Here is a 12,221-nt window from a genome sequence, read left to right on the forward strand (position 1 = left end):
ATTCGGCTGGCAACTTCTGTTGCCTTATTGATTCGACCAGACGTCGATACATTTTTATAAGTTATCATCAGCTTGTGAAAGGTCAATAAGAGTAGTAAAGGGTAGTATCTTGCTTATATAGACTCTGAAACCATTATGAATTCTGCCGGTTTAAGCTAAATTCATGCACATATAGGTTGATGAAGCCTGTATGTGCATTTTTTGTGAGGTGTTTTATGGAAAATAAACTTAAACTCTATGGATTCAATAATCTTACCAAATCGCTGAGCTTCAATATCTATGATGTCTGTTACGCCAAGACTCCGAAGGCTCAGCTCGAATATATAGCTTATGTTGATGAGGCGTATAACTCGAAACGTATCACGGATATAATGACTCACCTGACTGAGATGATTGGTGCTCAGGTCCTCAGCGTGTCAAGACAGGATTACGATCCTCAGGGCGCTTCAGCTACCTTCCTTATTGCCGATGATACTATGGTACCTGCAGGCGGTTCTGAGACTGTTGCTCATCTCGATAAGAGTCATGTTACGGTACACACCTATCCCGAGTATCACCCTGATACAAGTATCGCTACTTTCCGTGTTGATATAGACGTTGCTACCTGCGGCAAAATTACTCCGCTTACCGCTCTTGATTACCTCATCGGCAGCTTCGATTCCGATATCATCACTATGGATTACCGCGTAAGAGGCTTCACCCGTGACCTTGACGGCGAAAAAATATTCATCGACCACGATATAACTTCTATCCAGAACTATATAGACGAGTCGATACTTGATAAATACGATGCTGTGGATATAAATGTCTATCAGGCAAATATGTTCCACACGAAAATGCTCATCAAGGAGATAGTTCTTCAGAACTACCTCTTCAATACCGACGTGAGAGAGCTTCCACCCAGAAGCAGACTGGATATAACCAACTCTCTCAGGAAGGAAATGATCGAAATATTCAGCGGAAGGAATGTGTTCGGAAATGGATCTTTCTCAGGTTAATGCACCTATATACGAGGCTCTGCGGAAATTCCGCCGCATGAGAGTTGTCCCCTTCGACGTGCCCGGACATAAACGCGGCAGAGGCAATATGGAGCTTACCGAATTTCTCGGCGAGGACTGCATGAACGTTGACGTTAACTCCATGAAACCTCTCGACAATCTATGTCACCCGGTTTCTGTTATCAAGGATGCTGAAATACTCGCTGCCGATGCTTTCGGTGCAGCATACGCTTTCTTCATGGTGGGAGGTACTACCTCGGCTGTACAGAGCATGATAATGTACGCCTGCAAAAGCGGCGATAAGATAATCATGCCGAGAAATGTACACAGAAGTGCTATCAACGCCCTTATCCTTACGGGAGCTGTACCTGTTTACGTTGATCCCGATGTCAATGAACAGCTCGGCATCGCCCTCGGTATGACTACCGAGCAGATAGAAAAGGCTATTCGTGAAAACCCCGATGCCAAGGCTGTAATGGTCAACAATCCAACATACTACGGTATTTGCTCCGACCTCAGAAGGATAACAGAACTTGCTCACGCTCACGGTATGCTTGTCCTTGTGGACGAGGCTCACGGTACTCACTTCTATTTCGGCGAGAATTTCCCCGTTACCGCTATGGCGGCAGGTGCGGACTGTGCTTCAGTAAGTATGCACAAGTCAGGCGGAAGCCTTACCCAGAGTTCGTTCCTGCTTATGGGAAAGAATATAAACCCCGACTACATGCGTCAGGTAATCAACCTTACTCAGACTACAAGCGCATCCTATCTCCTGCTTTCAAGTCTTGACATCTCCAGAAAGCGTCTTGCTCTAAGCGGACGTGAGATATTCGCACAGACTGTTGAAATGGCTGAGTACGCAAGAGAAGAGATCAACAATATCGGCGGTTATTACGCTTATTCCCGTGAACTTATAAACGGCGACAGCGTTTTCGACTTCGATGTATCAAAGCTCAGCGTTTTCACTCTGCCGATCGGTCTTGCAGGTATCGAAGTCTATGACCTGCTCCGTGATGAGTACGATATACAGATAGAGTTCGGCGACCTCGGCAACATTCTCGCATATATCTCCGTCGGCGACAGAAAACGCGACATTGAAAGACTCATAAGCGCTATGGCTGAGATACGCCGTCGCTTCGGCAAGACCGAAGCTAACATGCTCTCACACGAGTATATAGCTCCCATAGTATCCGAGGCTCCCCGAAAGGCTTTCTATGCGGACAAGGTATCCGTTCCGCTTGATGAAGCAGCGGGAAAGGTCTGCACAGAGTTCGTAATGTGCTATCCTCCCGGTATACCGATACTTGCTCCCGGTGAGCTGATTACTCCCGAGATAATCGAGTATATAAAGTATGCAAAGGAAAAAGGATGCCAGATGACAGGTACCGAAGACCTTGAACTTGAACATCTGAATATAATGACTTAACGTTTCAGAAAGAAGGATGAATTTGAAAAAAATCACTATCGATCATTGTCCCTTTTGCGGGGGAACTGAATTTACCAAAGGATTACAGCAATATCAAGGTGCGGTAACAAGCAGCTGCCGTATTTTAAAATCTCAGACTCTCTACCACATAATTTGCATGGATTGCGGAAGTGTTGTCAGAAGTTATGTAGCAAAACCTGAAGAACTCGCTCCGAAAAAAGCTAAAAATAAAGATATCTGACCGCAAACAGACCTGACAAAATGATCGAAATATCATTTTCAAAGGAGTTTTTATGAATAATAAGAAAATCGCTGTCACAATGAGCCTGCTCATGGGAGGTACTCTGAGCTTCTTTATGTCATTGCTCGGAAATATAATGTCGGGACATTTTTCACTTCCCGGGTTTATTATCAGTTTCGTTATAAGCTTTATAATCAGTATCATCATTGGTTTGCTTATACCTGTAAGAAAAATATCATCGGACTTAAGGCATAAATTCCTGTTCTCGGAAGAGAGCATGGGCGGAAGATGTATTGATGCTCTGATCTCAGACTTTATCTATACTCCCGTTATCGTTCTCTCTATGATTATTTTCGCTTGCAGAATGGCTGAGAAACAAGGCGGACACATCCCCTTTCTCCCCTATTTCGGAAAGTCCCTTGTTCTCGACCTTATTCTCGGTTTCATTCTTATACTGATATTCACTCCCATTTTTATCAGACTCGTTGTAAAACACAAATGATCCGTAAGGAGGTTATCCTATGGAATTATGGTTCACAGAACGCCATACTCCGAATGTAAAATTCTCTATTAAAGTTGACCGTCAGCTGTACAGCGGAAACAGTGAGTTCCAGCGTATAGATATATTTGAATCGAAAGAGTTCGGACGCTTTCTGACTCTTGACGGCTATATGATGCTCACTGAAAAAGATGAGTTCATCTACCATGAAATGATAACTCACGTTCCGATGGCTGTTCATCCCGATCCGAAAAATATACTCGTTATCGGCGCAGGTGACGGCGGTGTTATCCGTGAGCTCACCCGATATAACAGCGTTGAAAGCATTGACCTCGTTGAAATTGACGAGCTTGTGGTAGAGGTTAGCAAAAAGTACCTTCCTACCACTGCCTGCCGTATGAACGATGAAAGAGTTCACATCTACTACGAGGACGGAGTTAAGTTCATAAGACGCTGTGAAGATAAATACGATATTATTATCGTCGATTCCACCGATCCTTTCGGTCCCGGAGAGGGACTCTTCACCAAGGAGTTCTACGGAAGCTGCTTCAAGGCTCTTAAAGAGGACGGCATCATGGTGAATCAGCATGAAAGCCCCTTCTATGACGAGGATGCTGCTGCTATGCAGCGCTCCCATAAGCGTATAGTGGACAGTTTTCCCATAAGCAGAGTGTATCAGGCTCATATCCCCACATATCCCTCCGGACACTGGCTCTTCGGATTCGCTTCAAAGAAGTACCATCCCGTCCGCGACCATAACGGTATGAAGTGGAGCATGCTTGGACTCCAGACAAGATACTACAATCCGCACCTGCATGACGGTGCTTTTGCCCTGCCAAATTACGTTGAGGAGATGCTCAGAGATGTTGAATAATAACGTACAGACCTTTATCGCCTGCGACAGCAGCTATGATGACGCTAAGATCGTGCTTTTCGGTGCAGGCTTTGACGGCACTACAAGCTTCCGTCCCGGTACGCGATTCGGTCCCTCTGCCATAAGGAATGACAGCTTCGGCATAGAGACCTACAGTCCGTATCAGGATAAGGATATGGTAGACTACTCCTACTTCGACAGCGGCGACCTTGAGCTCCCCTTCGGAAGCGTTACACGTACTATTGATGACATATCGGTCCGCTCGGACCGGATACTTTCGGACGGTAAAGTACCATTCATGATAGGCGGCGAACACCTTGTTACTCTCGGCTCTGTAAAGGCTGTAAGCGACAAGTTCAGCGACCTCTATATCATCCACTTCGATGCACACGCCGATCTCCGTGACGATTACCTCGGTCAGAAGCTCTCTCATGCCTGCGTCCTCAGAAGATGCCACGAGATAGTCGGTGACGGCCATATCTTCCAGTTCGGAATAAGAAGCGGCGACCGTGATGAGTTCGTATTTGCAGATGAGCATACCGAAATGCACCGCTTCAATTTTGACGGACTCGAAGAAACTGTTGAAAAGCTTAAAGGCAAGAAGGTCTACTTCACCCTCGACCTTGATGTTCTCGATCCGTCCGTATTCCCCGGTACAGGTACTCCCGAGGCAGGCGGAGTTACCTTTGACGAGCTGCGCAAAGCTGTAACACTTGTTTGCAGTGAACTTGATATCGTAGGATGTGATGTAAACGAGCTTAGTCCCGTATACGATCAGAGCGGAGTTTCTACTGCCGTTGCCTGCAAGATCATCCGTGAGATGCTCCTTGCAATGTCATAAAGGAGGCAGATCATGGAATACTATAACGACGATCCGAAAGTCGCTTCATTAATGGGCAAATACGAGAAATTCAAGAAACTTCTTGATCTCTCGCCTACTGCAAAAGCAGTTCTTATTGTCCTGATCGTTATCGGATTTATAGTCTCACTGCTGCCGTATTTAGTGCTTTCCAGTCTTTTTAACTCCACAATGAGCGAAAGAAGCAGTAAAGGCTGTACAGAAAATGTCACCGCTGAGGTCACTTCACTGACAGAGTACTCTTATCCCGAAGACAGTCACATAAAGAACAAGGATGATCTCAGCAGCGATCCGTCATATGCGCCTGTTTTTACCTACGAATTTGACGGAAAGACCTATAATGTACAGAGCCGTGTCTACTCGCAAACTCCTAAATACAACGTTGGCGAAAAGGTAGCCCTGAAAATAGATCCTTCCGATCCTGAACATTTTTACGATCCGAAGCAGAGTAAAAACATTTCTCTCTATGGCGTATTATTGGTCTTCCCGATCATGTATGCAGCATTTATCCTCTCTTTATACTTGAAGCTTAAAAAAATAAAGAGTAAGCTCAACAGTATCAGCTACGATAACGGAAGGATAAACGTCGCTGATACCCCGGAGGATGATTCAAAGATAAAAATTAAGTTTAAAGCACACTAATTCTGAATAATTCAGGTGATACAAATGGCAAAAAACAAAAAGAAAAAACATTCTCAGAAACCAAGTAACCAACAGAAAAATACCACAAAAGAAGTCAAGGCTACTATTGAAGCAGAGGCAGAAAAACCGGAAGTCAAGGTCTCTGAAGCTAAGGCTGATAAGACTAAAACTGCAGCAGATAATACTCCGACAGTAAAAAAAGCTGCTGACAAAAAAGAAAATGCTGAAAGCAGTCCTTCTTCCGAAAAAAAGAGTAAAACTGTTTCCGAAAAGAAAAAGGACGAGAACTCTTCCGCAGAAAAAATGACTGAACCTGTCCCGGAACAGAAATTTAAAAAGACCGATACTCTGAAGAAAAAGCTGGCAAAATACGAGCCCTTATTCAACAAGGCTAAAAAATATGCTTTCGCTTTCTATTTAGCCGCTTCTATCTTCTGCTTTGTAACAAGTATCGTTACATTCAAGACTGAGTTCAAGAATACTCTTAAGGTCATCAATGATGTCGCTGACGAGACTTTATCTGACAATCCGAGAGATATGTTCTCAAAAATGGGTGCCATAGATCCCAATGATGACAATAACAAAAACTCTTATGATCCGTATGCGCAGTATATAGTCACTACCGCTGAACCACAGCACATCTCGGGTTATAAATATACCAAGTACGATGATGTAAACGCCGCAGCGTCCGCACTGAAGATACACTGGATCGCATATATCATTTCTATCATCCTGTTCTTCACAGGTATCGCTACACTGTTTACAGGTATCGACAGACTCTATGTTTTCATAAGAAATGCCGTAATCAAATACCGCATGGATAATCATCTGTATTGATATCAATACTATCTTTATAAAGGAGTTCAGTTATGATAACTAAATCACATGGAAATGCAACATTATCAAAACCCGCAAGTACAGCTGTTATGATCGTAATGGCAATAGTTACTTTCGTTGCAGGATTTCTGTTCCTGAAAAATGACACAAAGCTGAAAAAAGAGTGTACATATGAAACTACTGCGATCGTTACAGATATAGTTTCAAGCTCATCTGACAGAAATACATATGCACCTGTATACTCCTATACATATGAAGGTCAGGATTACACAGCTCAGAGCAGAGTATACTCTTCAAAACTCAAATTACATGAGGGTGACAACGTAGAATTCTATGTAAACCCTGACGATCCTCAGACTTACTACTGTCCGCAGGAAACATCAGGAAAGACTTTTGCGATCGTTCTCTTTGCTGTCAGCGGAATATGCCTGCTTATTTCTGCTTTATACATAAAATCAATGATAACCGGTTGAATCAGCAGTCTGTATCACCGATATGAACTGCATTACCGGAATAAACTACAGCCTTTAAAGGTAATATTTTCAGATACGGAGGAATCAAAATGGGAAAATGTATGATCATCGGCTGCGGAGGAGTTGCTTCCGTAGCGATCCACAAGTGCTGTCAGAACAGCGAGGTATTCGAGGGTATCATGATAGCAAGCCGTACCAAGTCCAAGTGCGACGCGCTGAAAGAGAAGCTTCAGCCCACAACAAAGACCGTTATCGAGACCGCTCAGGTCAACGCTGATAACGTGGACGAGCTTGTTGCTCTTATCAACAGCTACAAGCCTGATGTAGTCCTTAACCTCGCTCTCCCCTACCAGGACCTCACTATAATGGACGCTTGTCTTGCTACAAAGACTCACTATGTTGATACTGCAAACTATGAGCCTCTTGATACTGCTAAGTTCGAGTACAAATGGCAGTGGGCTTACCGTGAGAAGTTCGAGAAGGCTGGCATTACTGCTCTACTGGGAAGCGGCTTTGATCCCGGTGTTACAGGTGTGTTCTCCGCTTATGCAATTAAGCACCAGTTCGATGAGATAAACTACATCGATATCCTCGACTGCAACGGCGGCGATCACGGTTATCCTTTCGCTACAAACTTCAACCCTGAGATAAATATCCGTGAAGTCTCCGCTAAGGGAAGCTACATCGAGGACGGCAAATGGGTTGAGACTGAACCAATGGAGATAAAGCGCGTTTATAACTTCAAGGGTGTCGGCGAAAAGGACATGTACCTTCTCCACCACGAGGAACTTGAATCACTTGCTCTCAATATCAAGGGCATCAAGCGCATACGTTTCTTCATGACATTCGGTCAGAGCTACCTCACTCACCTTAAGTGTCTCGAAAATGTTGGTATGACATCTATCGAGCCTATCATGTATGAGGGCAAGGAAATAGTACCGCTTCAGTTCCTTAAGGCTGTACTCCCCGATCCTGCTTCACTTGGTCCGAGAACAGTCGGCAAGACAAACATCGGCTGTATCTTCCGCGGCAAAAAGGACGGCAAGGATAAGAACTACTACCTCTACAACATCTGCGATCATCAGGAGTGCTACAAGGAAGTCGGCTCACAGGCTATTTCCTACACTACAGGAGTACCTGCTATGATCGGCGCTATGATGATAATGACTGGCACATGGAAAAAAGCAGGCGTTTACAATATCGAGGAATTCGATCCCGATCCGTTCATGGATGCTCTTAACAAGTGGGGACTTCCCTGGGAAGAGGACTTCGATCCTGTACTCGTTGACTGATAAAACAATAGGACGGTTAACCCCGTCCTATACTTTTAAGGGTATCTCTGAAGTAAAAAAGATCGGACTGTTAAAGTCCGATCTTCAGGCTATTTCAGCATGTCTGCTGTGTTTTCTTCGTTTTTCTTCGTACATATAGCGGTCCATTTCGTTCAGGAAGTCGTCACCGCCCATTTTTTCGGGATCAAATAACGAATATCCTATCGAAAATGAAAGTGTGTATCCCCTTAGTCCGCTGTTATTGAACTGTTCCAGCTCTTCACGTATATCAGCTACTGTCTTTTTGAGCTTAAGTTCATTGATATCACGGAATATAACAATGAATTCATCACCTGCAAAACGGAACGATGATGCATCACCCGGTACTGCACTTTTTATTATTTTGGCAGCATCTACAAGCGCTTCATCACCTGTTGCATGACCGAATGTATCATTGATATCCTTGAAAAAATCAAGATCTATCATTATTCCGCCTGATACACTGTGCTTACGGGATATCTCGCTCATCATATGAGTTAGATAATTTCGGTTATACAGACGCGTAAGCGGATCAATGTACGAAAGCTCGTTCTGTAATGTCATGTAAATTCCAACAAGTCCAAGGGATACAGAGCACCATACAAGTGATACTCCGTAGACTAACATCTGAACTATTATTCCAACCATTACAGGAGTTATGAACATGTACATAGGAAAGAACTGGTTATTTCCGAACTTAATATAATGCCTGCGTCTTACGAATACAGCTCCCAAAAGATTGAACAGCGTAAATCCAAGGAACAGATATCCTGTAGGTAATCTATGATATACCATTTCCTCGTCTATATAGAATATAAGTCTGAAACGCACATTCAAAAACAGAATTATCAGAGCTGCAACACTTGGGAGTGCCGCTTTGACGTAGTATTTTTTCAATCTTGATACGTCGCCGTACAGGCGCAGGTCAACGTATATCAACCATATGAACGATATAACGATATTAACTACATATAGATACATATCACTGATCATAATGGCAGCATATGAAAACGGGAATGTCTTTCCGTCGATAAAGAACGACAGAGACTCTGTTACACATGCTGATATGTTTAGCAATATCATAGCTGAGAAAAGTCTGTCCCCTAACATCCTTCTCTTTCTGATGTGATGACTGCTTATAAGCAGAATGATCAGGATCGTGCAGCCAATACCGTTTGTAATAAAAATAGACTGCAGATTCATAATTTTCCCCCGAAATAAATAAGTTATACATATTATACGATATAAATGAACATATTTCAACTTTATTTTGTTAATATGGCATATTTTTTAATGAGGTGATAAAATGCTCGACAAGGATATGTTTGATACTCCATGTTATGTTATCGACGAATCCGTTCTTAAACACAATCTTGAGATACTGAAAGGCGTTCAGGAAAGAACAGGCGCCAAAATACTGCTTGCTCAGAAGGCTTTCTCCTGCTACCATCTTTATCCGATGATCGGTCAGTATCTCTGCGGTACTGCATGCAGCGGTCTTTTTGAGGCGAAACTCGGCTATGAAGAAATGGGTAAGGAAAATCACGTTTTTTCCGCTGCTTACAGAAAAAATGAGATCGACGAGATAATCGGTTACTGCGGTCATATTATCTTCAATTCATTCAGTCAGCTTGACAAATACAGGGATAAGGTACTAAGCGCAGGCAAAAAAATCGGTCTGAGGATAAATCCCGAACACTCAACTCAGGAAGGTCACGAGATATATGATCCATGTTCTCCCAGATCACGTCTCGGGATCACACTCGCAAACTTCCGTAAGAACGATCTCAGAGGCGTAAGCGGTCTGCATTTCCACACTCTCTGCGAACAGAATTCAGATGACCTTGAAGCTACTCTTGAAGCAGTTGAGGAAAAATTCGGTGATATACTCGGAGATATGGAATGGATTAATCTCGGCGGCGGTCATCACATAACCCGTGAGGACTACGATATCCCCCGTCTTGAAAAATGCATTAAGCACCTGCAGGAGAAGTACGGTCTGGAAGTCTTTCTTGAACCGGGTGAAGCAATTGCCCTCAATGCAGGATATCTTGTTACAGAAGTTCTGGATATTACTAAGAATGATATGCCAATAGCTATCCTCGATACTTCCGCGGCCTGCCATATGCCTGATGTTCTGGAAATGCCTTATCGTCCCCCGCTTTTCGATTCTGGACTCCCCGATGAAAAGAAGTTCACCTACCGTCTTGGTTCACAGACCTGCCTTGCTGGTGACTCGATTGGTGAATACTCCTTCGACTCTCCCCTTTCAATTGGTGACAGGCTTGTTTTCGGGGATATGGCTATCTATTCAATGGTCAAGAACAATACTTTCAACGGTATGCCGCTCCCCTCAATCTACCTTCTTAAGGAGGACGGTTCAGCTCAGCTTCTTCGCTCATTTGGCTATGACGACTTCAAATGCAGACTTTAAGAAAGGACTTTTATAAATGGACATAACTATAAAACAATACACAGAAAATGACCTTGATGACATGATACGAATATGGAATCAGGTAGTTGAAGAAGGCATTGCTTTTCCTCAGGAGGAACCTCTTTTCCTTGAAACAGGAAGGGAATTCTTCGCACAGCAGTCATTCTGCGGTGCGGCATTTGTCGGTGAAAAGCTCTGCGGTCTTTATATCCTCCACCCTAATAATATCGGAAGATGCGGTCATATCTGCAACGCAAGCTATGCAGTTGACAGCGATATACGCGGACTCCATATAGGCGAAAAGCTCATTATCCACTGTATGCAGAAGGCAAGAGAACTCGGTTTCAGAGTATTACAGTTCAATGCGGTTGTCGAATCTAATATTCACGCAAGACATCTTTATGAACGTCTCGGCTTCATTCAACTCGGTACTATCCCGGACGGTTTCCGTATGAAGGACGGTTCATATGCAAACATTTGTCCTTACTATCACTCGCTATAGATTATTTGTATTGAGCTTGGCTAACTTTATTTGACAAATGACTCCGAAAGCGTTATAATATTCTTTGGCAAATTGGTTTAAGGAGTAGAATATATGAATAAGGAAATTTTTGAAAAGTATGAGATCATTGATGCACATGCTCATATTTTCCCCGAGAAAATTGCAGAAAATGCGACAGTTAATATAGGACATTTCTATGAACTCGAAATGGACAGCACAGGCGTAAGCAGCAAGCTGATCGAAAGCGGTAAAAAGATTGGCGTTAAACGCTATCTTGTGTGCTCTACTGCAACAACTCCGCACCAGATATCTTCGATCAACAGCTTTATAGCTTCTGAGTGCAAGGTACACAAAGAGTATTACGGGCTCGGTACTACTCACGCATTATCTGAGGATATCGAGGGCGATGTCAAGCAGATACTCAGTCTCGGACTCCACGGCGTTAAACTGCATCCTGATTTCCAGAAGTTCAATGCCGATTCTCCCGAAGCTTTCAAGATATACGAGCAGATAGAAGGCATAATCCCTCTTATGATACACTGCGGCGATAACAGATACGATTTCTCAGCTCCAAAGCGTATCGCCAATATACATAAGAATTTCCCGAAGCTTAAGATCCAGGCTGCTCATCTCGGCGGATATCAGAGCTGGGAACAAGCTGAGGAATACCTCACAGGACTTGATGAAAATGTTTGCTTCGATATAAGCAGCTCACTCGCCTTCCTTTCTCCTCAGAAAGCAGCTCACATGATACGGGCCTACGGCGTTGAGAAATGCTTCTTCGGCTCAGATTTTCCAATGTGGAGCCATACAGATGAACTGGAACGTTTCCTTACTCTCGGTTTCACCGAAGAAGAAAATCGTCTCATTCTTTCCGAAAACTTCAAAAGATTCTATGGTATATAAAATTAAGGAGAACTGTTCCTGCAGTTCTCCTTTTTTCTCTTGACAATTTTATTAAAATGTTGTATAATAGTATTGTTGTTTTTACGGCAACTTAATTTCAGCCGATGTGATGGAATTGGCAGACGTGACGGACTCAAAATCCGTTGGTGGCAACACCGTGCGGGTTCGACCCCCGCCATCGGCACCAGCGCCAAGCGCAGTTTCGCGGTTCAGTTTTTCT

At 43.5% G+C, this 12,221-nt stretch carries 14 protein-coding genes and 1 tRNA gene; 14 read left to right on the forward strand and 1 reads right to left on the reverse strand.

What is annotated here, in order from left to right:
* Positions 1-215: 215 nt before the first annotated feature.
* The 10 genes from speD (at position 216) to BT127_RS03455 (ending at position 8,141) form a co-directional block, all read left to right on the forward strand.
* Positions 216-998, forward strand: coding sequence for an adenosylmethionine decarboxylase (speD, locus tag BT127_RS03410; protein WP_075423632.1), 783 nt, complete (start codon positions 216-218; stop codon positions 996-998).
* Positions 979-2,424: an aminotransferase class I/II-fold pyridoxal phosphate-dependent enzyme gene (locus tag BT127_RS03415; protein WP_139275387.1), complete on the forward strand. Its 1,446-nt coding sequence runs from the start codon at positions 979-981 to the stop codon at positions 2,422-2,424. Before speD ends, BT127_RS03415 begins: the two co-directional genes overlap by 20 nt.
* A gap of 22 nt (positions 2,425-2,446) precedes the next feature.
* The gene (locus BT127_RS03420; RefSeq protein ID WP_075423634.1) at positions 2,447-2,665 is read left to right on the forward strand and encodes a hypothetical protein; all 219 of its coding nucleotides are present in this window, start codon (positions 2,447-2,449) and stop codon (positions 2,663-2,665) included.
* A 52-nt stretch (positions 2,666-2,717) separates the two neighbouring features.
* Complete coding sequence (locus tag BT127_RS03425) at positions 2,718-3,167, forward strand: hypothetical protein (protein WP_075423635.1); 450 nt, start codon at positions 2,718-2,720, stop codon at positions 3,165-3,167.
* 19 nt (positions 3,168-3,186) lie between these two features.
* Positions 3,187-4,038, forward strand: coding sequence for a polyamine aminopropyltransferase (speE, locus tag BT127_RS03430; protein ID WP_075423636.1), 852 nt, complete (start codon positions 3,187-3,189; stop codon positions 4,036-4,038).
* Positions 4,028-4,879, forward strand: a complete 852-nt coding sequence (gene speB / locus BT127_RS03435; protein WP_075423637.1) for an agmatinase — start codon at positions 4,028-4,030, stop codon at positions 4,877-4,879. Before speE ends, speB begins: the two co-directional genes overlap by 11 nt.
* A gap of 12 nt (positions 4,880-4,891) precedes the next feature.
* Entirely contained in the window at positions 4,892-5,539 is a 648-nt protein-coding gene (locus tag BT127_RS03440) for a DUF3592 domain-containing protein (RefSeq protein ID WP_075423638.1), read from the forward strand.
* Positions 5,540-5,563: 24 nt separating this feature from the next.
* Positions 5,564-6,376: a hypothetical protein gene (locus BT127_RS03445; RefSeq protein WP_075423639.1), complete on the forward strand. Its 813-nt coding sequence runs from the start codon at positions 5,564-5,566 to the stop codon at positions 6,374-6,376.
* A 32-nt stretch (positions 6,377-6,408) separates the two neighbouring features.
* Positions 6,409-6,849, forward strand: coding sequence for a DUF3592 domain-containing protein (locus BT127_RS03450; protein WP_075423640.1), 441 nt, complete (start codon positions 6,409-6,411; stop codon positions 6,847-6,849).
* Between the two features lie 89 nt (positions 6,850-6,938).
* Positions 6,939-8,141, forward strand: a complete 1,203-nt coding sequence (locus tag BT127_RS03455) for a saccharopine dehydrogenase family protein (protein ID WP_075423641.1) — start codon at positions 6,939-6,941, stop codon at positions 8,139-8,141.
* An 84-nt stretch (positions 8,142-8,225) separates the two neighbouring features.
* Here BT127_RS03455 and BT127_RS03460 read toward each other — a convergent pair whose 3' ends face one another.
* A complete protein-coding gene (locus tag BT127_RS03460; RefSeq protein WP_075423642.1) occupies positions 8,226-9,362 on the reverse strand; it encodes a GGDEF domain-containing protein in 1,137 nt (378 codons plus the stop codon).
* 103 nt (positions 9,363-9,465) lie between these two features.
* On the opposite strand from BT127_RS03460, the gene nspC reads away from it, so the two are divergent.
* From nspC to BT127_RS03480, 4 genes are all read left to right on the forward strand, one after another.
* The gene (gene nspC, locus BT127_RS03465; protein WP_082334882.1) at positions 9,466-10,593 is read left to right on the forward strand and encodes a carboxynorspermidine decarboxylase; all 1,128 of its coding nucleotides are present in this window, start codon (positions 9,466-9,468) and stop codon (positions 10,591-10,593) included.
* Positions 10,594-10,609: 16 nt separating this feature from the next.
* A complete protein-coding gene (locus tag BT127_RS03470; protein ID WP_075423643.1) occupies positions 10,610-11,095 on the forward strand; it encodes a GNAT family N-acetyltransferase in 486 nt (161 codons plus the stop codon).
* A gap of 93 nt (positions 11,096-11,188) precedes the next feature.
* Positions 11,189-12,001, forward strand: coding sequence for an amidohydrolase family protein (locus tag BT127_RS03475; RefSeq protein WP_075423644.1), 813 nt, complete (start codon positions 11,189-11,191; stop codon positions 11,999-12,001).
* A 100-nt stretch (positions 12,002-12,101) separates the two neighbouring features.
* A tRNA-Leu gene (locus BT127_RS03480) sits at positions 12,102-12,188 on the forward strand.
* Positions 12,189-12,221 lie beyond the last annotated feature (33 nt).

The sequence above is a fragment of the Ruminococcus sp. XPD3002 genome, assembly GCA_900119535.1.
GTDB classification, from domain to species: domain Bacteria; phylum Bacillota; class Clostridia; order Oscillospirales; family Ruminococcaceae; genus Ruminococcus; species Ruminococcus flavefaciens_H.

Coding starts and splice junctions, on each gene's coding strand:
- speD (WP_075423632.1), top strand. CDS start 216: ATGGAAAATAAACTTAAACTCTATGGATTCAATAATCTTACCAAATCG.
- BT127_RS03415 (WP_139275387.1), top strand. CDS start 979: ATGGATCTTTCTCAGGTTAATGCACCTATATACGAGGCTCTGCGGAAA.
- BT127_RS03425 (WP_075423635.1), top strand. CDS start 2,718: ATGAATAATAAGAAAATCGCTGTCACAATGAGCCTGCTCATGGGAGGT.
- speE (WP_075423636.1), top strand. CDS start 3,187: ATGGAATTATGGTTCACAGAACGCCATACTCCGAATGTAAAATTCTCT.
- speB (WP_075423637.1), top strand. CDS start 4,028: ATGTTGAATAATAACGTACAGACCTTTATCGCCTGCGACAGCAGCTAT.
- BT127_RS03440 (WP_075423638.1), top strand. CDS start 4,892: ATGGAATACTATAACGACGATCCGAAAGTCGCTTCATTAATGGGCAAA.
- BT127_RS03445 (WP_075423639.1), top strand. CDS start 5,564: ATGGCAAAAAACAAAAAGAAAAAACATTCTCAGAAACCAAGTAACCAA.
- BT127_RS03450 (WP_075423640.1), top strand. CDS start 6,409: ATGATAACTAAATCACATGGAAATGCAACATTATCAAAACCCGCAAGT.
- BT127_RS03455 (WP_075423641.1), top strand. CDS start 6,939: ATGGGAAAATGTATGATCATCGGCTGCGGAGGAGTTGCTTCCGTAGCG.
- BT127_RS03460 (WP_075423642.1), bottom strand. CDS start 9,362: ATGAATCTGCAGTCTATTTTTATTACAAACGGTATTGGCTGCACGATC.
- nspC (WP_082334882.1), top strand. CDS start 9,466: ATGCTCGACAAGGATATGTTTGATACTCCATGTTATGTTATCGACGAA.
- BT127_RS03470 (WP_075423643.1), top strand. CDS start 10,610: ATGGACATAACTATAAAACAATACACAGAAAATGACCTTGATGACATG.
- BT127_RS03475 (WP_075423644.1), top strand. CDS start 11,189: ATGAATAAGGAAATTTTTGAAAAGTATGAGATCATTGATGCACATGCT.